The 22799-nt window shown below is 46.0% G+C and carries 19 protein-coding genes and 2 pseudogenes; 2 read left to right on the top strand and 19 right to left on the bottom strand.

Features of this window, described 5'->3' with window-relative positions; translation table 11 throughout:
• Nucleotides 1-74 precede the first annotated feature (74 nt).
• A pseudogene (locus ABEW32_RS17395) lies at nt 75-227 on the bottom strand (helix-turn-helix domain-containing protein); the annotation flags it as partial.
• A gap of 242 nt (nt 228-469) precedes the next feature.
• Here ABEW32_RS17395 and ABEW32_RS17390 point away from each other — a divergent pair.
• Nucleotides 470-922: a hypothetical protein gene (locus ABEW32_RS17390; RefSeq protein WP_430189787.1), complete on the top strand. Its 453-nt coding sequence runs from the start codon at nt 470-472 to the stop codon at nt 920-922.
• 120 nt (nt 923-1042) lie between these two features.
• On the opposite strand, the pseudogene ABEW32_RS17385 reads toward ABEW32_RS17390, so the two are convergent.
• A pseudogene (locus tag ABEW32_RS17385) lies at nt 1043-1266 on the bottom strand (NucA/NucB deoxyribonuclease domain-containing protein); the annotation flags it as partial.
• 363 nt (nt 1267-1629) lie between these two features.
• Here ABEW32_RS17385 and ABEW32_RS17380 point away from each other — a divergent pair.
• Nucleotides 1630-2094, top strand: a complete 465-nt coding sequence (locus tag ABEW32_RS17380) for a hypothetical protein (protein WP_430189784.1) — start codon at nt 1630-1632, stop codon at nt 2092-2094.
• A gap of 470 nt (nt 2095-2564) precedes the next feature.
• Here ABEW32_RS17380 and ABEW32_RS17375 read toward each other — a convergent pair whose 3' ends face one another.
• From ABEW32_RS17375 to ABEW32_RS17295, 17 genes are all read right to left on the bottom strand, one after another.
• Nucleotides 2565-3008 (bottom strand): phage holin, LLH family, encoded by a 444-nt coding sequence (locus ABEW32_RS17375; RefSeq protein WP_430189781.1) that lies wholly within the window; start codon nt 3006-3008, stop codon nt 2565-2567.
• A 109-nt stretch (nt 3009-3117) separates the two neighbouring features.
• Nucleotides 3118-3387 carry a copper amine oxidase N-terminal domain-containing protein gene (locus tag ABEW32_RS17370; RefSeq protein WP_430190429.1) on the bottom strand — a complete coding sequence of 90 codons (270 nt, stop codon included), beginning with the start codon at nt 3385-3387 and terminating at the stop codon, nt 3118-3120.
• A 141-nt stretch (nt 3388-3528) separates the two neighbouring features.
• Nucleotides 3529-4857, bottom strand: a complete 1329-nt coding sequence (gene glnA, locus ABEW32_RS17365; protein WP_430189778.1) for a type I glutamate--ammonia ligase — start codon at nt 4855-4857, stop codon at nt 3529-3531.
• Between the two features lie 117 nt (nt 4858-4974).
• Complete coding sequence (locus ABEW32_RS17360; RefSeq protein ID WP_016822092.1) at nt 4975-5388, bottom strand: MerR family transcriptional regulator; 414 nt, start codon at nt 5386-5388, stop codon at nt 4975-4977.
• Nucleotides 5389-5471: 83 nt separating this feature from the next.
• Nucleotides 5472-6725, bottom strand: a complete 1254-nt coding sequence (locus tag ABEW32_RS17355) for a methionine gamma-lyase family protein (protein WP_430189775.1) — start codon at nt 6723-6725, stop codon at nt 5472-5474.
• A gap of 111 nt (nt 6726-6836) precedes the next feature.
• The gene (gene hflX, locus ABEW32_RS17350) at nt 6837-8123 is read right to left on the bottom strand and encodes a GTPase HflX (RefSeq protein ID WP_430189772.1); all 1287 of its coding nucleotides are present in this window, start codon (nt 8121-8123) and stop codon (nt 6837-6839) included.
• Nucleotides 8124-8235: 112 nt separating this feature from the next.
• Nucleotides 8236-9219 carry an AAA family ATPase gene (locus ABEW32_RS17345; RefSeq protein ID WP_430189771.1) on the bottom strand — a complete coding sequence of 328 codons (984 nt, stop codon included), beginning with the start codon at nt 9217-9219 and terminating at the stop codon, nt 8236-8238.
• Between the two features lie 114 nt (nt 9220-9333).
• Nucleotides 9334-10029, bottom strand: a complete 696-nt coding sequence (locus ABEW32_RS17340) for a YdcF family protein (protein WP_430189769.1) — start codon at nt 10027-10029, stop codon at nt 9334-9336.
• On the bottom strand, nt 10026-10583 hold the full coding sequence (locus ABEW32_RS17335) for a ribonuclease FAU-1 family protein (RefSeq protein WP_013371544.1): 558 nt from the start codon (nt 10581-10583) through the stop codon (nt 10026-10028). Before ABEW32_RS17335 ends, ABEW32_RS17340 begins: the two co-directional genes overlap by 4 nt.
• Nucleotides 10584-10748: 165 nt before the next feature.
• Nucleotides 10749-13409: a PBP1A family penicillin-binding protein gene (locus tag ABEW32_RS17330; protein WP_430189766.1), complete on the bottom strand. Its 2661-nt coding sequence runs from the start codon at nt 13407-13409 to the stop codon at nt 10749-10751.
• A gap of 190 nt (nt 13410-13599) precedes the next feature.
• On the bottom strand, nt 13600-13842 hold the full coding sequence (gene hfq / locus ABEW32_RS17325) for an RNA chaperone Hfq (RefSeq protein ID WP_013371546.1): 243 nt from the start codon (nt 13840-13842) through the stop codon (nt 13600-13602).
• A 20-nt stretch (nt 13843-13862) separates the two neighbouring features.
• Nucleotides 13863-14843 carry a tRNA (adenosine(37)-N6)-dimethylallyltransferase MiaA gene (gene miaA / locus ABEW32_RS17320; protein ID WP_430189763.1) on the bottom strand — a complete coding sequence of 327 codons (981 nt, stop codon included), beginning with the start codon at nt 14841-14843 and terminating at the stop codon, nt 13863-13865.
• Nucleotides 14827-15678, bottom strand: coding sequence for a class I SAM-dependent methyltransferase (locus ABEW32_RS17315; RefSeq protein ID WP_430189761.1), 852 nt, complete (start codon nt 15676-15678; stop codon nt 14827-14829). Before ABEW32_RS17315 ends, miaA begins: the two co-directional genes overlap by 17 nt.
• Before the next feature lie 12 nt (nt 15679-15690).
• Nucleotides 15691-17868: a DNA mismatch repair endonuclease MutL gene (gene mutL / locus ABEW32_RS17310; RefSeq protein ID WP_430189758.1), complete on the bottom strand. Its 2178-nt coding sequence runs from the start codon at nt 17866-17868 to the stop codon at nt 15691-15693.
• A 64-nt stretch (nt 17869-17932) separates the two neighbouring features.
• Nucleotides 17933-20752, bottom strand: a complete 2820-nt coding sequence (gene mutS, locus ABEW32_RS17305) for a DNA mismatch repair protein MutS (protein ID WP_430189755.1) — start codon at nt 20750-20752, stop codon at nt 17933-17935.
• A 110-nt stretch (nt 20753-20862) separates the two neighbouring features.
• Nucleotides 20863-22095: a putative amidoligase domain-containing protein gene (locus tag ABEW32_RS17300; RefSeq protein WP_430189752.1), complete on the bottom strand. Its 1233-nt coding sequence runs from the start codon at nt 22093-22095 to the stop codon at nt 20863-20865.
• A 129-nt stretch (nt 22096-22224) separates the two neighbouring features.
• Nucleotides 22225-22782 carry an outer spore coat protein CotE gene (locus ABEW32_RS17295; protein WP_430189749.1) on the bottom strand — a complete coding sequence of 186 codons (558 nt, stop codon included), beginning with the start codon at nt 22780-22782 and terminating at the stop codon, nt 22225-22227.
• Between the last annotated feature and the right edge of the window lie 17 nt (nt 22783-22799).

Below are 22799 nucleotides of genomic sequence, written 5' to 3'. Positions count from 1 at the left end.
ACTATGGTGGTGGTTAAAGGCTTGATCTGGCACAGTAACAATTAACAAAAAGCTAGCTGCAATGATTTAGAAGCAAGCTGGTTAACAGACATAGATTTATTGCCAGTTACAATACTACTTATTATTCCCCTATTCATTCCTGTAATATGTCCAAATTGCGATAAGCTCATGCCTTCTTGTTTTAGATATTGTTCCAATTCTGCTCGAATCGTAGGTGTATGCTTCATGCCATAGCCACCTTTCACGCAAAAATTCCAAGAATTATATATTATTGCATTCTATTGTTGTTCATAATTTAACAGTTGTCAATAAGTTTTGAAATATTTGTAATGCAATATTCAAATGAAATATGCATTTTCGAATATTAATATCTTTACCATTTTGTTAATATAAATGTACATTTTATTCCTTTTTATGTGATATGATTGGTCAGTGGTACAAATTATACCATTCGAGAGGACGGTTTTTGATGAAGTTTAAAAACACAGCAATCATTCCTACAGGTCTATTGGCTCTCATGGCAGTAGCTTCGCTGGCTGCTTCCGCCACACCAGCTATGGGGGTTGAAGTACCAAAGGGGCATGGAGGTATAGTTATCCAATCAACTGGTCAAGAGGTACATGAGGTTCTTGGTGGGACAAGTCCGACGATGGACTTAACTGTTAAAAAAGGTTATGGACATGTAAAGATTAAAGTTCGGAATGAAGGAACATCAAATCTCACTTGGAGCTTGCAGGGGAACGGGAAAGAATATATATATAAAACTGTCGGCAAAGGAGACACATTAACATGGACTAGTCTTAGTTCATTCCCTAATGGGATGCCTTCAGGGGAATACGTAATTCAGTTCCGAGCCGGCGGTAACAAAGTTGAAGGCGAAGCTTGGGATACTACCGGTCAGTACCCATCAGACATTAACTAACCAACCTCAAGCAGGGGAGCATCTTGGAGTTATTTCCGAGACGTTTTATGAATTCAATGTTGCCATACTTAGTGTCTAGCAAAAGCCCAGCTAACCTTAATGGATTAGCTGGGCTTTTCACTATTTAACGATAAATTCAACTTTCGTTCCATCTTTATATTTATCCAATCTGTGACCTACCCACGATCCAGCTCCACGATTATCCTTGGACTTATGTACTTAATGCCTGCACCTTCGGAACACATCACCATAGGCCATTCATTACGATCCTTGCCCCTCTTGGTAGGTACACACTTTAGGGACAGGTCGCGTTTATGATCAGCTCTATCACGTTCAATGGTACAAGGGTGTCACTGATGCTTCTATATAATACCGATTCTTTCTAAAAATGTACATAATAAAATGCTAAATAGGGCCTTTTCTACTATATGAAATTCACCTTTCATTCTTTATAATTACAAATATAGTTAATATATTACAGGAGGTGACCTCTCTAATAAGGAATTAATTAGATTTAGTAACAAAGTCAGTAACCGTCGAGACACTGCTTTGACGCTTCAGACAGTGACATGGCTCACTACACTTATCTGTTCAGTTGCGATGGTTTAGAGTAATAATAACCCGGTTGATAAATAGACTTGCCTTTTAAAAATAGGATAAAAAAACTAGATATCTAATGCGGGAACAACTTGAGAGGATGAAATTTAATGAGAAATAAATGGTTTTCAATTTTATTAATGGCAATGATTACTTTAGTCACCATTCTTCCTAGTTATCCTGAAACAGTTTCAGCAGATACCTACCATGTAGGCCAAACTTGGGAAGTTAAAGATGGAGGTATGTCTTACACCTTTGACCTAGGAAATCCTGGAGTTCCAAGAAATATGTATAGCATAAAGAGTGTTTTCAATGCAAAAACGGAAGATCGTGGAGCTAGTCCTGAATGGGTTTATCTGTATTATTCTCAGGATGGAGTAAACTGGTACTTAGAGGATTCGACCCCGTTGCATTATGACAGATATGATGGTGTTTACACTATTCCTTGGACAATATTCAAGAGTAAACACCCAGAAGTGAGCCATATCCGGTACGTTAAGATAGAAACTGAACATACGCTGGTATCCATTAAAAACATTCGCTTAGAAGTAGTGGACAGATCGGTTGCTTACTAGTACGCGTTTAATTGTCTGATGACGAAAAGGAGCGTTTAGTGTTTCAAAGTATACTACTGAAAAACGGTTGCTGAGAGGATTTGTTACAGGCCCGAGTTGGCTAGTCAACAACAATGAAAAAAGTAACAATAACATAATAGGTAGTTGTACTGTTAATTATAAAAAATGTAAATATAAAGCGCCTCTTTGAATTCATTGTAAATGATCAGGAGGCGCTATATTCTTAAGGAAAGCTGCCAGCTGATTCAGCAAATTAACTGACCCTACTAATGGTTACGATTATTCAAGCTAGTCAGTCCCCGTAACTCCAGCCGACTTCCCATCCACACAAGCCTCGACCAAGATATACGAAATCACCGCCTCAAATACACCAATTACACCAGTTACTTAGATAACCATATTGCTATCCACTCCAAAAATAATGTGCACAGTAGCTCTTCACATTTCAGATTATGCAACAGTTCATTGCTCTATTCAGTGGATGGGTGCACTTGAACATCTCCTATCGATGTTGGAATAACCTCAGCTTCATATTGCGCCTTAACAGGAACGGTATTGGATACCTCCGCCGTAGCCTGTGCCAAGAAATCATTAAGCTTTGCAGCAAGACCCGATACAGCTTCCTTAGCTGCGGCCTGTGCTGCCTCCTCGTTTGGCTGTGCTTCAGTAGCCAGTACCGACTTCGTTTTAGCTTTATACTCCAGATATGCCTTCTCAATCGCAGATCTTAACTCTGCTTGGGATACTACAATGCCTTGACTGGAAAGAGTAAGTGAAGCATACTGCAAAGCCTCCTGAAGCTTACGTTCTCCTCCAGCTTCTTTAAATGCTGTTTGAGCAAGTGCAAATGCCTCCCCTGCTACTTTATGGATTACCTCGCGTTGTGCTGCCGTTGTACGCGCTTCTAGCCACACGTTAACCTTATGTCAGACCTCTTAAAATAAATGCTGTAAGCACACCCGCAGCGGCTGTGACAAATGGTATTTACGTAAGGGTGTACAGTTTCGATAATTGTTTGCATGATTACTTTTCTCCTTTCGTTTTCAGACCAGCAATTCTATTTTTAGAATCCCATGAAACTTCGGCTCCATAAGATTCTGTAATTGGCCGAAGTTGTACATAAGCGACACCCTCCACAAGTTGCACAGATTGCAATTTGCGATTGTTCAAATATGCGACCTTTTTGGCATTATCCCAGCGTAAAGGGATACCGAGAGCATTCGCCAGCACGCGCAACGGAACGTGAGTCTTTCCATCAGACAGCAGAGCTTTACCCACATTCTCTCCGTTGATCTGGAATGATCCATCCGCAACAGTCGCAGGCTCTTCTTTGGGTACGGATGTCTTGTTCCTAAACCGTGTCCGAAGCTCTTCTATGGATTACCCACAAAACTAAAAATCCCTCAACGCTTAGAGCGCCAAGGGATTTTCATTTTAGTAAAGCGTCAGATATTGATCACGTTCCCACTGATGTACTTGGGTGCGATACATATCCCATTCAATTTCCTTAAGCTCATAGAAGTAAGCCAGAGCATGATCACCAAGGGCATCAGAGATTACTTCGCTGCGAATTAGCTCAGACAAGGCTTCTTTCAGGTCTGCAGGCAGACTTGGAATGCCTTCTTCAATCCGCTCTTCCTCGGACATCACGTAGATGTTGCGATCGATTGGGGCAGACAGAGCCATCTGACGTTTAATACCATCCAAACCTGCTCTCAGCATTACAGCCAAGGCTAAATAAGGATTCGCTGCCGGGTCAGGGTTTCGAACCTCAACGCGTGTGCTCAGACCACGAGATGCAGGGATTCGAATCATCGGACTCCGGTTGCTTGCAGACCAAGCAACATAACAAGGTGCTTCATAACCTGGTACAAGACGCTTGTAGGAGTTTACTGTCGGATTCGTGATCGCTGCCATTGCACGTGCGTGTTTAAGAATACCAGCCATATAGTGGCGAGCTGTCTGGCTCAATCCGAGTTCATCTGTCTCATCATAGAATACATTTTCATTGTCCTTGAACAACGATTGGTTACAGTGCATACCGGAGCCATTCACGCCGAATAAAGGTTTTGGCATAAAGGTAGCATGCAAACCATGCTGACGAGCAATCGTCTTAACAACGAGCTTGAACGTTTGAATCTGATCGGCAGCTTTTACTGCATCTGCATACTTAAAGTCAATCTCATGCTGACCAGGTGCAACCTCATGGTGGGATGCTTCAATTTCGAAGCCCATTTCTTCAAGCTTAAGAACAATTTCACGACGGCAGTTCTCACCCAGATCCATTGGAGCCAGGTCAAAATATCCACCTTGGTCATTCAGTTCTGTGGTCGGGTCGCCTTTTTCATCGGTTTTAAACAAGAAGAATTCAGGTTCTGGTCCGACATTCATCGAAGTGTAGCCCAGTTCTTCAGCTTCTTTAAGTACACGTTTCAAGATTCCCCGCGGGTCACCTGCAAATGGAGAGCCGTCTGGCTTGTAAATATCGCAGATCAAACGAGCTACACGATCCGAAGTTACCCAAGGGAAAACAACCCAGGTGTCCAAATCCGGATATAAGTACATGTCAGATTCTTCGATGCGTACGTAGCCTTCTATCGAAGAACCGTCAAACATCATTTTGTTATCTAGCGCTTTTTCCAGCTGGCTAACAGGGATTTCAACGTTCTTAATGGTGCCCAGCAAATCTGTGAACTGCAAACGAATAAAACGAACATTTTCTTCTTTCGCAATTCTAAGGATATCTTCTCTGGTATAACTCACACTAACCTCTCCCTTTCTGTAACGACTATATGCAAATCAGCTGTTTCATAAATGAATTAAATAATGAGAACGTTTTTTAAGCAATGCAACTTTATGCCAAAAAGTAAAAACTCAATATTATCTATTATTGAAAAACCGTGATAATTCGCCTTGGATCAAAGATACCTGTCCTGGTCGTTTTCCTGCAACGAGTTGTTGTTTCAGCAAACGATGAAGCTGAGTATCAGACATTTCGCGGCGTTTGACTTCCGTATCTGCAGTAATAACTGTAGCTTCCTCCGACTCCTTGGTAACCGGATTCATGACTTGTTTAATTCCAGCAATGTTAACACCTTTCTCGATCAACGCCTTAATTTCAAGCAGACGCTCTACGTCATTAAATGAGAAAAGACGCTGGTTGCCCGATGTACGGGCAGGAACTATCAAATTATGCTGCTCATAATAACGAATCTGACGCGCTGACAAGTCCGTTAGCTTCATGACAATACCTATTGGAAATAAGGCCATATTTCTGCGAATTTCGTCGCCCATTTGTCATCAACCTTCCAGTGATCTATTATTCACCTTATTGTACATTTAGCTGATGCAAAGTGTCAATGATATGTTAGAAAAACTCACAATAATTTACGTTCTTTCATCGTTTGCAAAGCCATAAGCACTCCATATTTGACATGAGAGTAGGTTAAGCCCCCTTGCATGTAACCAATATAAGGCTCTCGAATCGGAGCATCTGCAGATAATTCCAAACTTCCACCTTGTATGAACGTACCTGCAGCCATAATAACTGGATGCTCATAGCCTGGCATATCCCACGGTTCTGGAACGACATGGCTATCCACGGCGGCTGCGCGCTGAATCCCCTGTACAAAAGCAATTAGATGTTCCGGGCCGCTAAAAGAAATGGCTTGAATTAAATCCGTACGCTCTTCATGCCAGGCAGGCTTGGTCTCAAATCCCATTTCTTCAAAGACAGCAGCTGCGAATATGCTTCCTTTAACCGCTTGCCCCACCAATGTAGGAGCAAGGAATAGTCCCTGGTATATGCCGCGTGTAGTCCCCAGCATAGCTCCTACTTCTCCACCAATTCCTGGTGCTGTTAATCGGTAGGATGCCAGCTCTACATATTGATGTTTGCCACAGATATATCCACCCGTTTCTGCAATGCCACCACCGGGATTTTTAATCAATGAACCTGCCATCAAATCGACACCAACCTGGGTAGGTTCTAGCTTCTCTGTAAATTCACCGTAGCAATTGTCCACAAAGACAATAACGTCAGGCTTTATCTTCTTCACACGTGCTGTCATTTCTTCAATATCTGCTACACTAAAGGAAGCTCTCCAATCATAGCCGCGTGAACGCTGGATACCGATCACCTTGGTATTGGCATGGATTGCGGACTCCACCGCTTTCCAGTCCACTTTGCCGTCTGCTGTCAGCGCAGTTTCTCCATAAGTAACACCAAAATCCTGTAATGACCCTGTTCCGTCTCCGGGCTTACCAATCACTTTGTGTAAGGTATCATAAGGTCGCCCTGTAATGTATAACAACTCATCTCCTGGACGCAATACTCCAAATAAAGCCGTAGCGATGGTATGCGTTCCCGAAGCAAAATGCGGACGCACCAATGCTGCCTCCGCACCGAACACATCTGCATAGACTTCTTCCAGCACTTCACGCCCCCGGTCATTGTAAGCATATCCCGTTGAACCCGCAAAATGAAAATCGCTCACTTGCTTGCTCTGGAAGGCCTGAATGACCTTCCACTGATTTGCATCTACGATATGATCTATGCGCTGTATACGTTCTTGTATTTTATGTTCTACTGTTTCCTGAATTTGCTGAATTTCCGGACTAAAAGCTACCATTTACCTTCTTAACCCTCTCTCTTCCACAGCCTTAGGCTAAATCATGTTATATTGTTGTTCATTTGAAGGACGAGCATTATCATTTTATTAACCCAACAACGTCATTAGATGTTAACTTTCTGTGAACTCACTGAGTGCATGACCGTACTTTTCGTATTCGCCTCTTTGAATTTCCACCACATAGATGACATCATTGCCATCATACTCTGTCAGCAGTACATCTCCAATTCGATAAAGCACCGATGTTAAATCCCCGCGTTCCGCAGGAATACGAAATCTCAGTGTGTCACCGCTCAGGTGCTCCTGTACCAGTTCACGAATGCGTAACAAATCCGTTTCATCAAAAGCGCTGATTTTCAAATAGCCCTCCCCGGAAGGAAGCATTTCCAATTGCTCAGGAGTGCAAGCATCTTTTTTGTTAAACAATACGATCTGAGGCTTGTCCGCAGCCCCCAGCTGTTGCAGAATTGACTCTACAACTTTCATTTGTTCGTCACGCATGTCCGATGAGGCATCTACGACATGTAAAATGAGATGAGCCTCATTGACCTCCTCTAAGGTGGCCCGGAAAGAGGCTACCAAATCATGAGGAAGATTTTGAATAAATCCTACTGTATCTGTAAGAATAACTTCTTTGCCACTCGGCAGCTCCATGGTTCTGGAGGTAGGATCGAGCGTCGCAAACAATTGGTTCTCAATATATACATCGGCAGCTGTCAGTTGCTTCAACAGTGTTGATTTGCCAGCATTAGTGTAGCCAACGAGCGCCACCTGCACAATGCCAGCCTTTTGTCTGCGTTCCCTATGTAAATATCGATGACGCGTCACTTCCTCAAGCTGACGTTTCAGATCACTGATCCGATCACGAATGTGACGACGGTCCGTCTCCAACTTGCTTTCACCAGGACCACGTGTTCCGATTCCGCCACCGAGCCGTGAGAGATTTTTACCGTGTCCAGACAGCCGAGGGAGTAAATATGACAACTGTGCCAGTTCAACCTGAATAATGCCTTCCCGTGTTTTTGCACGCTGAGCAAAAATGTCCAGAATCAACTGTGTCCGGTCAATGATTTTGAGATCCAGACTTTCTTCCAAATTTCGTACCTGGGCTCCCGAGAGTTCCTGATCAAAAATAGCTGTATTTGCTCCCAATTCTTCAGCAACGGCACGCAATTCATCTACTTTACCTTTGCCAATGAACCATTTTGAATCCTTGGATTCCCTATTCTGTGTGAGGACACTCAGCACTTCAACACCCGCTGTTTCAGCCAGCTTCACCAGTTCCTCCAACGAATATTCCGTATTGATGCCGGATCGTTTGACTTCATCCGTAATTAGACTGACTAGTATCGCCTTATCCTGCATTTCGGTTTGTGTATCATGAGTGGAGTTCGCCATATTGTTTGCTCCTTTATTTTCATGTCAACTCTCGAACAGAAACCGACCTGATGTCAGGCCGGCCCAAGTTCGATGTCATACAATTCGATGTGATTCAGATTCCTATTATCGCCTATCTTTTGTCCATTTTCAAATCCTCTGGTCGCAAGGTCATCAATTCCTGCTTGCCAGGTTGCCCGCTCCTGTACTGATTAAGCAACCTAACAGCTTGGTGCCGAATCGCTTTTTCAATCACATTACGAACATAACGTGCATTACTAAATGCGTGGAGACTGTCATTTCGCTCATTTAGCAAATGCTCCTTCATTTTAAGTATAAACTGAGGCATGAGGATATAATCCCGTTCCTTTGCCATCATCTCCGAGATTTGGATGAGCTGATCCACAGTATAGTCGGGAAAATCCAACTGGATTGGAAAACGGGAAGGAAGACCAGGATTAGTCCGTAAAAAAAAGTCCATTTCTCCCGAATACCCGGCAAGGATCAAAATAAACTGATTTTTTTGGTCCTCCATGGACTTTACCAGAGTATCAATCGCCTCTTTTCCAAAATCCTTTTCCCCTCCGCGTGCCAGACTGTAAGCCTCATCAATGAACAACACGCCGCCAAGAGATTTTTTTACCAGGTCCCGCGTTTTTTGTGCGGTGTGACCAATATACTCGCCTACCAGATCAGCCCTCTCCACCTCAATCAGATGACCCTTGCTCAGCACCCCCATTTTCTGTAGCATTTTAGCGATAATGCGGGCTACTGTTGTTTTCCCCGTACCTGGATTACCTTTGAAAATCATGTGATATACGTGTGCGTTGCTCAACAGACCCGCATCAGTGCGCATATGAGCGATTTGCAAAAAGGCATATACCTCAAATACCAGCTCTTTGATGTTATCCAAGCCGACGAGATGATCGAGCTCTTTCTGAATTTCCTGATAAAGACTGAGATACTGCGGTAGCGCCTGCGACTTGGTCGAAGCCACGGCTTCCGTCTCGTCCACAGTCACCGAAGCGATCGGCTCCGGGCTACGCAGCACGACATTGATTTGTCTGGAAGGTCTCTCCTCCGACCGCTTGCCCGCGGCGATTCCCCGTCCGTTCATGCATCCATCACCTCAACATTTCTTCAGGCACAGCTTACCCTATTAATGTATTCGGTCCGGCATGTCCTTATTAGCATAAAAGCAATGAGAACATACACAAAGCTCTCCCTCAATTCAGGCAATCCAAGCTTGAGCACTGATCCACCACCGTTGCAGTGTCCATTTGGCGTAAGCCAATACTTCTCTTGATTGATGAATTGGCATATTCAGTACTTTGGATTCGGTCAGAGCCATCTGGGGGTGATCAAAATTTAAAAATTGAGCGATCTCCATGGCCCGAGGTCCATGATAGCTATGTGTGATGATTACAGTGGACGTCCAGCCATACTCCTCCATGATATGCTGGCTATAGAGCAGATTTTCGTAGGTACTGGTCGCCTGGTTTTCCAACACAATATGCTGTATTGGGACTCCTCTATCTACCAAGTAGCGTTGCATGCCCTCGGCCTCTGTATACGGAAAATCAGGTTGATCCAGTCCACCACTAACAATGAAACGCTGTACCGTCCCGTTGCGATATAGCCGCAAGGCTTCATCTAGCCTTTCTCTTAAACCAGGACTCGGCTCAGCTCCCCACATAGAGGCACCTAGTACGATACCTATTTGCGCATGCTGGAGCGGAGTGGTAGAGACAGCTGTATTCATATTCCATACTCGGACACCCGCCCATACCAAACCAGCCAAAATGAGAATCATCAAACCAAGTGTAAAACGCTTCGATCGCATAAATATTTTCCCAGAGCGAATCTGCCTGCTTTTTGGCTTATGGGGTTGGGACCCAGTGCTTTTAATCCGCTGCAAAACTCTCACCGTTCTCTCTTGAAATCACCGTTGTGAAACCATTCTGCCCGGTGTTTCAGCGACATTTTAAAATAGGGAAACATGTGAGCATCGATCTGATGTAACAGATCAGCCGCCGTTCGGTTAGCCAATTCTGCTTCTTGGGTTGAAATATGCCCTCGTTGTAGCGCCTCCTCCAGTTCATCCTCATCGACCAGAAAGATTTCGCCGTTTTTAAGCACGACAACATCCAAATACAAATCGTCAAACCAAGGAACTCCTTGATCGGTTACTCCCTGATTTCGGCAGGTATCAATGTACCATTCGACGATTTGCTCTCGATTGTCAAACATAGCAGTCACCACATAATGCTTACCTTTTGGATAATACTGCAACCAGGAATAACCTTTATCGGCTATGCAAAACGTATGACCACCATAACTTTTCCATAATGGCTCCTTGAGACTCAAAATAGTATACAGGGTCACATATCCTGTAAACGCATCACTTTCTACATACCGGCAAGCAAACTTGCGATTGGTGATTCTGCGCCAGTTGGCCCGGTCTCCGAATTTGCGCTTCATAAATGATGTTCCTCTCCAACATTGGTAAAACCAGCTTACCATATTTAAACTGTACACTCAAAAATAAGCCCTGTATTACAGCAAAAAAGGTATTTTCAGACTGTCAAAACAGTCCGAAAATACCTTTGCGTTGAAGCTGATGCAACTTACATAAAACCATACTTTCTAATTTCGATTGTGACGTCCACGGTTGGAGTTAGAATGACCGTTGGAATTGCCTTCCTGACTTCCATCCATTACAGCTCCTGTGGTAGATGTATCCGTATTTACTGAATTTGTCATAGTATCTTCACCAGTAACACCTGAATCCGGTGTAGTTGTCTGACCATTCCCCCGGTTTGTATCGTTTCCGGTACCAAAATTGTCGTTACTGTTACCTGTACCTCCAGTACCATTCCCATTATTAACTCCAGGAGACGTTGGAACTTGGTCAGTACCAGTACCGTTATCAGTACCCCCAGGAGACGTATTCTCCTGGTCTGTGCCATTCTGACCGTCTATGGTCTCGCCATTATCCGGTACTGTTCCATTCTGATTAGGATCGGTCCCTGGCTGTGGATCTACCGGAGTGGTCTCTGCCGGAATTTCTACACTAATCGTATTGGAAGCTGCGGATTCTTTACCGTCCGCTCCATAAGCTACGACATAGTATTGATACGTTTTTCCAGCTACAGGAGATGTATCTTCACCACTCGTGCCCCTCATCGCCTCCATAATCGTCCTGAAGCTTGCTTCGGAGGACTCTTTACGATACACACGGTATTGTACATTATCGCCCTCGGCCGCATTCCAAGACAACGATACAATTTGGGTATCCTGGCTATAAGATCCGCTCAGCCCGCTCGGTGCGGTGGCCTGAACTGGCTCTTCCGGCTTCTCCTCTACTGGTGGTGCATATCCCTTTGGCTCGCTAAATTGTGTTACCGGGTGCCCCTTGAGAGCTTCGCCCATGACCCTTCCGAAAAAGGCTGCCGACTGTCCGCTATAGTTTCTCAACATATGCTTGCTGTCCGGCTTGTCATACCCCATCCATACCGCTCCGGTATATTCCGGCGTATAACCGACAAACCAAATGTCCCGGTTACCACTGTTGCCGCTGATTCCACTTTGGGTCGTACCCGTTTTACCAGCTACAGGCCAGTCAATACGTGCTTTGCGGCCTGTGCCGCTATTGACCACATTTTGCATCATTTTCGTCATTTCATAAGCGGTTTTCTCACTCATAACCGATTTGGATTCCTCATCATGAGTATACACCACTTGATCATCACTATTATTAATTTGCTTAATGGAGTAGGCTTTTTGGAATTGTCCTTTATTGGCAAAAGCGCTATAAGCCTGTGCCATTTCAAGGGTATTTGTTCCTCTGCTTAATCCCCCCAATGCGATAGCAAGCGAGTGATCATTTTTGTCCATTGGTATGCCTACGCTCTCGGCGAATTGCACCCCTTTTTCCACGCCGATTTGGTTCAACAACCATACAGGTGGTATATTTTCAGACTTCGTAATGGCCTCGATCATGCTAATCGTCGAAGAGTAACCGTGCAAGTTTTTCGGACTGTATCCGTTAAAACTCTGCCGTTCGTTACTTAAAGGAGTATCTATCGTAAATTTACCTGATTCAAGAGCTGGCGCATAGGCTACAATCGGCTTAAAGGCCGAACCTGGCTGTCTGCGGCTCTGTGTCGCACGATTGAAGGTTCCCTTTTTGTAATCCCGTCCAGGTGCCATCGCGGCAATCCCGCCTGTTTGGTTGTTAATAATAACCATAGAGGCTTGGACAGGCTGATCATCTGGACTTTTTTCGAACATGTCATCATCTGCCATCGCCTGATCCAGCGCATTTTGAGCCTGAGCATCCATGGTCGTATGAATTTTATAACCGCCAATAATCAGGTCATTGCCACTGACTCCTGGCAGCGCATCCTCTGCCTCATCCATAACATATTCCATGAAATTTTGATATTTTTGTACTTTTTCCGGTTGTTTGTAATCGTAATTTACCGCCTTGGCCTCTTCCATCTCTTGCTTGCCAATCATTCCCTGCTCAAACATCAGCTGGAGAACCACAGCACGCCGGACCTTTGAGTTTTCCGGGTTACTGATCGGATTATACTTAGATGGCCCTTTCGGAATAGCTGCCAGTGTAGCAATTTGCCACAATTTTAATTGGTTTAAGTCTGACACGCCAAAATAACCTTCCGACGCTGCTTTAATGCCCGAATATGAGCGCCCAAACCAAATTCGGTTCAGGTAGAGTGTAATAATTTCATCTTTAGTCAAATTCCGCTCCAGCGCCATTGCGATGGATACCTCTGTCGCTTTACGGAAAAAGGTTTTGTCACGTGTCAAAAACAAGTTTTTGGCCAACTGCTGAGTCAGCGTACTACCGCCCTCCACCGCAGAACGAGCCACGATATCCTTGACGGCCGCTCGCCCGATAGACCAAATATCTACACCCTGATGCTCCATAAATCGTTTATCCTCAGTTGCGATAAAAGCTTTTTTGAGCAACGGTGGAATTTCTTCACTTTTCACAGGATCACTTTTTTGCACAGACAGCTCACCCATAAGCACACCATTGCGGTCATAAACCTTTGATGTCTCGTTCACGGTAATTTTGTCCTTGTTGGCTTTGTAGATTTTTTCGCCATTAACCATGACAAATAAATAGCCACCAAGTGCGCAAAATATGGCTAATGCTGCTGTAATAAACAGCGTCCACCCAACTCGCTTACCTGTTATTTTCTTTTTCTTGCCCTTCGGCTTCTCTTTAGATGTGTTTCTATTGCGATTGCCGGATCTGGACAATGAATCGTTTGGCATTCCCCTGACTCCCTTTCGCTATTAATCATAATGTCGCCGAGCTTAAGCTCAAGGCTGGCTGTTGGCAACATGAAAGTAAACGGAATGAAAAGAACAACCCTGATCAGGTTGCTCCCGGTCACATTCCTATACGGTTAGACGAGACGGACGCCTGAAAAGTTTCATAATCCGGGCGACCGTCACGACGTAATCAGTTATCGCTAGCGTTATCTTGTTGTACAAGCGATACATTGCGTTGCGGTGTAAAGGTGGAGATGGCATGCTTGTAGATCAACTGTTGCTTCCCATCCGAGTCGATAACAATTGTAAAATTGTCAAACGCTTTAATCGTTCCTCGCACCTGGAATCCATTGATGAGGTATACCGTTACAGGTATAGAATCCTTGCGCAATTGGTTCAGAAACGTATCTTGGATATTAATAGACTTGTTCATTTTAGCCGTACCCCCAATAATCATTTGGATTGTTTTGAAGTATATTCAAGGTCTGTCCGGAACTTTCCTGCTATAATTTCGTGTATTCGGGCTGCATGAGCAGAAAAATTTTCGAAATCAGTGACATCTACCCACTGGATATCCTTCATATGGCGAAACCACGAGAGCTGTCGCTTCGCAAAATGACGCGTATCCCGTTTTAGCCAAGTCACCGCCTCCTCCAAAGACACCTCTCCCCGCAGGTAGGAGGATATCTCTTTATAGCCTAGACCTTGCATGGAGATGGCATCGCTTCGCACTCCCCGTTCCATTAAGGAGGTTACCTCAGCAACAAGCCCTTGATCGAGCATCCCGTCAATTCGGTCTTCAATACGTTTATATAGCATTTGCCTATCCATTGTCAAACCTACGATGCAGAGTTGGTAGGGAGATTCCTTTTTTTGACTGGCAAGCTGAGAGCTAAGTGTTGTTCCGCTAACATGGTAAATTTCCAGCGCTCTCACGACTCGACGACGATCATTAGGATGCAGACGAAGCGCACTTTCGGGATCAACTGCCTGAAGTCGCGCATGAAGCGCATCGGCTCCAAACTGTTCAGCGTAGTCAAGCTGTTCCTGACGAAAAGCTTCATCTGCCCCGACCTCGGAAAACTTATATTCATAGCAAACGGATTCTACATATAAACCCGTTCCGCCTACGATAAATGGCAGCTTTCCTCTAGATTGAATATCTGGTATGAGACGACGACAGTCTTCCTGAAATTGGGCTACTGAATATGGGTATTCAGGCTCATGAATATCAATTAAATGGTGCTTGATTCCTTTCATTTCCTGCTCGGAAATTTTGGCAGTTCCAATGTCCATATGACGGTATACCTGCATGGAATCCCCGGAAATAATTTCCGCGTCAAATTGTTGAGCCATCTCGATGCTTAATTTCGTCTTGCCAACCGCAGTCGGGCCCACAAGAACAAGTAGTTTAGGCTTAGATGCCACTGTCAATATCAATCACTCCGTACACTGTTTTCGTTGTGCCTCGTTGCTCTACACGGAAGCCGAGACGGGAAAACTCTCCGCTACCCCTTTTTTCTTTCAATACAATTGTCTTTCGTGCAACCCTTTTTGCTTGAACAATACTTTCTTCATCTAATGCATCTGGATTGGCCAATCCTCTCAATGGACCGATTGCACTGGAATCGAGCAACGGATCACGGAACATCGGGTCAAAATAAATAATATCGACACTACGGTTTGGCAAGCTACGCAAATAGTCCAGATGATGACCAAAACGAACGTCAATGCCGGAAAAAGCTCTATCTACTTCAGCGTTACCGGAGCGGTAATGTCTCATTCCATCCTTGATTAGTGCATAGACGGGGAATGAACTCTCCACAGCTGTGACTTGTCCAGAACTTCCTGTTCCAATGGAAAATAAAAGTGAATCCGTACCTAATCCTGCCGTGCAATCCAGTACAGTATCTCCCGGGACAAGTCGGGCAGCCGTCAACATGGGGTCAGGCTCGCCCTTCAATACCCTTTTGGCTCGAATGAAGCCCATGCTTGGATGAAAAGCCATCGGTGCTTGTTCCAGACCAATCAGCCTCACTTCGCCCTGTACCAGCACCAGAGCCTGACGGACTTTATGAGCCGCGATTAGCTTAGCTACGGATATGCCACGACGTGGGGCGTACAGCACCCCGAGCTCTACTGCAAGCAACTTCGCGCGCTCTACAACCTCGGCCGAGGGAGAATCTCCTGTCGTGACCAGTAGTTCAGCTTGCTTCTCACGAAGCATCCTCTGCTTTGTTTCTTCACGGTTTTCCCAATCCTGCAACATATTTATACTCCCTTACATTACTCTTTTAAACAACTTTTCCAAATAATATGTGGAAAAGGAAACAACGATGGGACGCCCATGGGGACAGGTATATGGCTGTTTGCAGGCTGCCAAACGCTCTAGCAGCACGACAGCCTGCCGGTCGGTCAGCTTCTGATTTGCTTTAATCGAAGCCCGGCACGAGCACATGATTGAAGCAGCTTCCCGCAGTTTAGCAAGATCAATGGCTTTTTCCTCCAGCACCCATCCAGCCATTTCCTCAATGACATCTGCTTCTTCCCCTTTGGGGAGCCAATACGGATAAGAGCTGACACGGAAGGTTTGCCCACCAAAATGCTCCAAATACACCCCCGCCTGTTCAAACCAGTGTAGTCTTGTTTTCAATTTTTCCGTCTCGGAAGGCGTAAAATCCAACGTAATTGGCAATAGCAGTTCCTGTGAGACTGATTCAGGATTGCCAAATTTTTCGTAATAAAATTCGTAGTTAACCCGCTCATGCGCAGCATGCTGATCAATTAAATATAAGCCCTGATCGTTCTGCGCAATCAGATAGGTTCCATGGTGCTGACCGATTAAATTCAGCTCAGGAAAAGTAGGCACCTCAGGAGCTGCCCCCGACAACGCTGCCAATTGCTCCGTATTCAGACGTTCCTGACGCGGCTTCGGATTTGTGAAATTAGAAGCGTTGTCTGCGACTGTCGAAGCAGAAGACCGGTAAGCAGCAGAAGCGGCCGTTTCATGTATTCCTTCGATGTACAAGGAAGAAGTGTCTGTTTTTTCTGCATGATCTCCTGTAGACGCCCGTGTAGTCGTCCGATCAGGAAGTGACACGTCTCCTCTAACATCACTCCCGTTGTTTTCTTCCACGAAATCTGCATCCAGTTCATCATCACTTATACTTTGACGAGCGGGTGTGTTGGCCTGTCCAATGACTGAATGGCTCCCCCTATTCGGAAGTTGCTCACGTTCCTGGCGAATCCTCTTGCTCTTTTCATTACTTTCATTGCTGTCTATATGATCGGATTGCAGCGATTCTTGGACCTGCAGCGAAGCCATAGAAAGAGGTAGCGTTCTATTGTGAACATCTGTTGAAGAAGCATCTACTTCTGCACCGTTTCCTTTCGAGAAATGAAACTGCTCCTGCACAAATGAGCCGCTATCCTTGCCACCAATTTCGCGCTTAACTGCCTTCGGAATGAGCACTTGCTGCCCTAAAACAGCTTTTACCGAATCTTCAACCAGTTGAAACAGCTCAGCTTCCTTGCTAAACCTCACCTCAAGCTTGGCTGGATGGACGTTAACATCCACCAAAGAAGGATGCATGTCCAGTTGGATCACAGCCAGCGGATAACGATTGATTGGCAACAAAGTATGATACGCTTTGAGCAGTGCCTGATTGAGCCCAAAGCTCCGCACAAATCGCCCATTCACTACTGTCGAGATTGCATTTCGATTCGATCTGGTCCACTCTGGACGGCTGACATAGCCACTAATTCGGTAATCAAGGCTTTCTCCTTCCAGCATCAACATCGATTTCGCCGCAGAAGTTCCATAAATAGCAGCTATTACCTGTAGTAAATCGCCATTTCCCAGCGTTTGCAGCAATGTATTGCCATTATGCCGCAATGTGAAGGCCACTTCCGGGTGTGAAAGCGCCATCCGGTACAATACGTCCGAAATGTGTCCCAGCTCCGTCTGGATCGTTTTCATATATTTTAGCCGTGCTGGCGTATTATAAAACAGATCGCGTACGGTAAAATCCGTCCCCTGCCTACCAGCAGCATCTTCGTGAAGCACCAGTTTGCCGCCCTCAATCACCAATTTACGGGCACGGCCGTCATCTCCGGCTGCTGTGAGCAGTTCTACTTTCGATACAGCCGCTATACTTGGCAATGCCTCTCCTCGAAAGCCGAGACTTGTGATCTGGAACAGGTCACGGCCATGTCCGATTTTGCTTGTCGCATGCCGATAAAATGCCGTTTCTACGTCTTCAGGCTCAATCCCACTCCCATTATCCGTCACCCGAATACTTTGTAGGCCACCCTCTTCTACCCATACGTCCACCCGTGTACCACCAGCATCAATCGCATTTTCCACCAGTTCCTTCACGACGGAGGCTGGACGTTCCACAACCTCACCGGCAGCAATCTGGTTCGCAATATGCTCATCCAGCACTTTAATTTTAGACATCCTGTTAACCTCCTCCTGATTGCAAAGTGTGATGAAAAAAAGCAAAAAAGTATAATATTTTTAATTACAGACCATTAGCCTTATTTTTTAGATCATTTAACAGCTGCATCGCCTGTAAGGGTGTCATGTTCATGACATCCGCATTTTTAACCTTCCGCAAAATTTGGTCTACGATCGGATTAGCTTCTACCCTCTCTGAGTGTGGCTTCGAGGGAGCGAGGTCCTGCTCTCCGAAAATGGACAGCTGTATCACTTCAGATGCTGCTTGCTCCAGCTTGCTTGAGTCTTCCACAATCTCCAGAGTATCTTCTTTTACCAGAGTAGCTTGCTGTGACCCAGACTGGAATTGCGGTGCGTTTTCTCCGTTTGCTCGCAGTGTCGTGTCTGCATGTTTTGCGGTCATTGGAGAAATCTCTTCTGTCTTTGAAACTGAACGAAGATCAGTCGCTTCCTTCGTTTCTCCTACTATCTCGGTGCCTGCCGTTACCTGAGCCGCCGCCTGCTCAAAACCATATAACAGACCATTCGCCCGCTCAATAATGTTATTAGGCAAGCCTGCAAGCCGTGCACAATAAATACCATAGCTACTACTAGCCGCACCTGGTATGAGCTTACGCAGGAAATTCACCTTATCACCGCTTTCCTGCACGGCCATGGAGTAATTTCGCAGCGACAGCAGACCTTGCTCCAAATGGGCCAGCTCATGGAAATGGGTCGATACCAGCGCCTTACAGCCAATCGTATCATGCACAAATTCGATGACCGCTTGTGCAATGGCCATTCCTTCACTGGTGGACGTCCCACGTCCCAATTCATCTATAATAATCAAGCTTCGCGGAGTTGCCTTGTCTGTCATAACTTGAATATCTGCCATTTCAACCATAAACGTACTCTGCCCCCCGATGAGATCATCGGCTGCGCCAATCCGTGTGAAAATACGGTCCAGCATTGGTACTTTAGCACGTGCAGCCGGGACAAAGCAGCCAATTTGAGCCATAATGGCGATGAGTGCAACTTGACGCATATACGTACTTTTCCCAGCCATATTGGGACCGGTAATGAGTAGAATATGCGCATCGGCTTCTTCCAGCACTGTACTGTTGGCGATAAAGCCGCCATCTTTCATGACGGCTTCCACTACGGGATGCCGCCCCTGTTCCACTACAAAATCATATCCTGATGTCAGTTCAGGCTTTACAAATCCTCGTTCTGCGCTAACCGTTGCCAGTGACTGATACACGTCAATTTCAGCAACTTGCTCTGCCAGCTTTTGCAGACGGGGAATTTCAGCGTTCAGTTTACTACGAAGCTCGGAGAAAAGTGTGTACTCCAGATCAACCATCTTATCCTCAGCTTCCAGAATCAACGATTCCTTCTCCTTCAATTCCGGTGTGATATACCGTTCGGCATTTGCTAACGTCTGTTTGCGTTCATATCGCCCTTCTGGCAATGAAGCCAAATTGGATTTGGTCACCTCGATGTAATAACCAAATACTTTGTTGTATCCGATTTTGAGCGACCGAATGCCGGTTGCTACACGTTCCTTAGCCTCCAGTTCAGCGATCCAACGCTTCCCGTTCACACTCGCCTCGCGCAGCTCGTCCAGACGCTGATGGTAGCCTTCTTTGATAAGCCCTCCATCTCTTACGGAAATCGGAGGCTCATCAGCGACTGCTTCCTCAATCAACGTACACAGGTCTGTACAGCTGTCCAATGTTTGGGCAATTCGTCGCAGCGTATTCGACGGGGATTCAGCGCACAATTCGCGCAAAGACGGAATTTGGGCCAGAGACAGCTTGAGAGCGATCAAATCTCGTGCATTAGCACTACCAAAAGCGATCCGTCCTACCAAACGCTCCAGGTCGTAAATCTCTTTGAGCTGAGCACGTACATCCTCGCGGAAAATAAACTGGTGATACAGCTTGTCTACCGCTTCTAACCGTTCCTCTATTAAATTGCTGCTCAACAGCGGCTTGTCGATCCAACGACGCAACAAACGTGCGCCCATGGATGTCTCTGTCTGATCCAGCAGCCACAGCAGCGAGCCTTTCTTGGAGCGTTCACGTACTGTCTCCACCAGCTCCAGATTCCGGCGGGTAAATGGATCCAAAATCATAAAATGATTGGGCTCATAAACCGAAATTTGGGTCAGTTGGCCTAACGACCTTTTTTGCGTTTCATTTAAATAGGAAATCAGGCGCGATACACACCGTCTGCGCTCCTCCGTAAGCCTTGCCCACGTGGCTTCACCGAATTGATCCCGCACTAGATCATCCTTGGATTTGTCCCAAGCCGTATACACAACACGCCGTCCGATGGGAGACATGCGGGAGGTCACGAAATCGAGCAAATGACCATCCCCTAACATTTCGGACGGCTCATAAATGTTGATTTCATCTAATAGCCATTCTTTGGAGTCAGGTACGGATGTCACATAAAGTTCACCTGTCGACAAGTCACACGCCGCCAATGCCAGCATCCCGTCCGTCTCTGTGACACATACCATGTAGTTGTTGGATTTGTCACCCAGCACCTTGCCCTCCATGACCGTACCCGGAGTTACAACACGGACAATGTCCCGTCGCACCATTCCCTTCGTAGCTGAGGCTTCCTCCATTTGCTCGCAGATGGCTACCTTATACCCCTTCTCAATGAGGCGTTGTATGTAATTTTCTGCTGAATGATAAGGCACGCCGCACATCGGAATTTTCTCCGCGACGCCTCCCTCGCGACCCGTCAGTGTAATTTCCAGCTCCTTGGATGCAAGAATCGCATCATCAAAAAACATCTCGTAAAAATCTCCCAGGCGGAAAAACAAAAATGCATCTTTAGCCTGCTCTTTTATAGATAAATATTGCTCAATCATCGGTGTATATTTAGACATACCGTTACCTAACCCCCACACTTTGTTCCGTTTAAACTTGTAATTACCTTTCATTATATCAAAAATGACAGTCGATAACATGAAACCATCTCAGGTGTTGACACTAGATTTTATGAAAGTTTCCAGTATGGACGCAAATCCCGTGTCTCATCCCATTGCTTTCCCTTGCGGAGGCTGTCCAGCAGCGGCGCGATATAAGCTTCATATTGAGAATAGATCTCTAGGGAAACCAAATCTAAAATAAGTGGTTCCATATACTCTCTAAGCACAATTCGGTTTCCCTCATAAAAGGCCCTGTGAGCCTCTTCCTCCCCCAGCGGCCTACGGTGCAAACGCGAGTATTGAGAAGCGATCAGAAACGCCATTCCGATCACACCTTTCGCCAGCTGTGGCGAGATTAGAAAACTGGGCAGGGTACGATATTCAAAGCCTCCATACGATTGACGGCGAAAATCGCCTAAATTTCCATAATGCGGTCTGCGCCGAGCTGAGCGCTTGTCTTCCAGTAGGGCCAGAGGCAGCGCCAAATAGTTATCTAGCACCCGTAGCAAGGCACCATTTAGCGGAACCCCGCTAAAATGCAGGTGACCGCCTAGGGGAAAACCCGGTTGCGGCATTCCGCCTGCCTGCCAGATGAGTGTGCGGTCGTCTATGCGCCGAGCTGCTGTAGCAAAAGCTTGACGCAGGTGCCTCAACAGAAGGACCGGATCTTCACTTGGTGCAGGACGAAGCTCAGCGACGGGATACAACGTTCGTCCTCGGCGGGTAACGGCATCGCAGCCAGCTACACCTAGTCGGCCCAAATATCTAGAGGCCGGAACGACCCGTCCTTCTGGCATACGAACCAGCACAAATTCAGGGTCCATTCCGATTAGTAGTCGAGTTTTCCCTCGTTCCTCTGAAAAATCCTCTCCCGGAGCATCATCTTCACGAGCAGCAACTTCGTATAGCGCAGCCAAACGTCTATCGTTCAGCCATGGTTGTGCCAAAATTTGACGAACCTGACAATTACGTTCTCCCAGCGGCACGAGCACTACCTCACCACTGTCCAAACCAAGTGTATACAGCGCCCGTACAGCCAGCCGCTCCATCCGGACATAGAGCGGTGACTGGTGATCTAGTACAGACAGATCATATACGCTGACTTTAGTAGAGCGTTCGAGGGGGCTTCTACGGATTTCTAGCACCCGCAGTTGATGAATTTGCACCGCATAACCTATCGCAAAATCTGCTGTACTATCATCCAGCCAACGAACCGATATACCTGAACGCTCCAGTCTGCGCATTTTTTCATCGTCCGTCATCTGTCTGAAACGTCTGAGCGCCTGTCCCGGTTGCAGCATCCTACTCCTCCTTATCGATTCTACGTATGGACTAAAATGATCCAAAACGACAAAAAAGGAGGGCCTTTCCCCCTTGCGCAATATCAGCCAGCGCAAAGAGTAAAGTGGCCCTCTTCTTGGTCACTCCTGTCAGAGCTCGTCGTCAATGAGGTCGGGGTCGAGCTCCTCATAGTCCCCCTCTTCCGCTCCAAAATCAAAGTCCTTGTCAAAATCTTCACTGCTGCCATACGGGAATACTTCTACAACAATCTTCGTTTCCGCCACCAGCTCCACCGCAAATTCCCGCTCGACCCGGATCATTACGCTGCCACCTCCAGAAGACACACTGGCCTCAACGCAACTTGGCTCCTGTGTAGCTTCGGCGGATACTTCCACTGTAGACGCCCGGTGCTTCGGATCAAGATACGAGAGCGGCACATTTTCGACGTACGATACCGTTTCCTTAGCCACATCGGTCTGCGAGTTTTTATCGTATGAATACCAGATATTGATATCATACGTCCCGACGACCTCAATGCCGTCCCCAGCCGCCATAGCTTCATACTGGTGGTTAATAATCCATGCCCCCAAAATACTGGTCGGATTATTCGGCGGAGTTACGGTATGGGTTACGGTAGAGAATCTGCGACCTTTACCACAGATCGCTTTGGTAATAATCTCTCTACGATTTTTATGACTTAATGCCATTCTTGAACCTCCTCCAT

It is taken from the genome of Paenibacillus jamilae (genome assembly GCF_050482105.1).
GTDB lineage: Bacteria > Bacillota > Bacilli > Paenibacillales > Paenibacillaceae > Paenibacillus > Paenibacillus jamilae_B.
The sequence above is the reverse complement of the archived record's forward strand: the minus strand, read 5'-3'. Positions and strand labels throughout refer to the sequence as shown.

Bases quoted from the DNA above. Each gene is read 5' to 3' on its own strand.
- ABEW32_RS17390 (WP_430189787.1), top strand. From the start codon at position 470: ATGAAGTTTAAAAACACAGCAATCATTCCTACAGGTCTATTGGCTCTC.
- ABEW32_RS17380 (WP_430189784.1), top strand. From the start codon at position 1,630: ATGAGAAATAAATGGTTTTCAATTTTATTAATGGCAATGATTACTTTA.
- ABEW32_RS17360 (WP_016822092.1), bottom strand. From the start codon at position 5,388: ATGGGCGACGAAATTCGCAGAAATATGGCCTTATTTCCAATAGGTATT.
- ABEW32_RS17355 (WP_430189775.1), bottom strand. From the start codon at position 6,725: ATGGTAGCTTTTAGTCCGGAAATTCAGCAAATTCAGGAAACAGTAGAA.
- hflX (WP_430189772.1), bottom strand. From the start codon at position 8,123: ATGGCGAACTCCACTCATGATACACAAACCGAAATGCAGGATAAGGCG.
- ABEW32_RS17345 (WP_430189771.1), bottom strand. From the start codon at position 9,219: ATGAACGGACGGGGAATCGCCGCGGGCAAGCGGTCGGAGGAGAGACCT.
- ABEW32_RS17335 (WP_013371544.1), bottom strand. From the start codon at position 10,583: ATGAAGCGCAAATTCGGAGACCGGGCCAACTGGCGCAGAATCACCAAT.
- ABEW32_RS17330 (WP_430189766.1), bottom strand. From the start codon at position 13,409: ATGCCAAACGATTCATTGTCCAGATCCGGCAATCGCAATAGAAACACA.
- hfq (WP_013371546.1), bottom strand. From the start codon at position 13,842: ATGAACAAGTCTATTAATATCCAAGATACGTTTCTGAACCAATTGCGC.
- ABEW32_RS17315 (WP_430189761.1), bottom strand. From the start codon at position 15,678: ATGTTGCAGGATTGGGAAAACCGTGAAGAAACAAAGCAGAGGATGCTT.
- mutL (WP_430189758.1), bottom strand. From the start codon at position 17,868: ATGTCTAAAATTAAAGTGCTGGATGAGCATATTGCGAACCAGATTGCT.
- mutS (WP_430189755.1), bottom strand. From the start codon at position 20,752: ATGTCTAAATATACACCGATGATTGAGCAATATTTATCTATAAAAGAG.
- ABEW32_RS17300 (WP_430189752.1), bottom strand. From the start codon at position 22,095: ATGCTGCAACCGGGACAGGCGCTCAGACGTTTCAGACAGATGACGGAC.
- ABEW32_RS17295 (WP_430189749.1), bottom strand. From the start codon at position 22,782: ATGGCATTAAGTCATAAAAATCGTAGAGAGATTATTACCAAAGCGATC.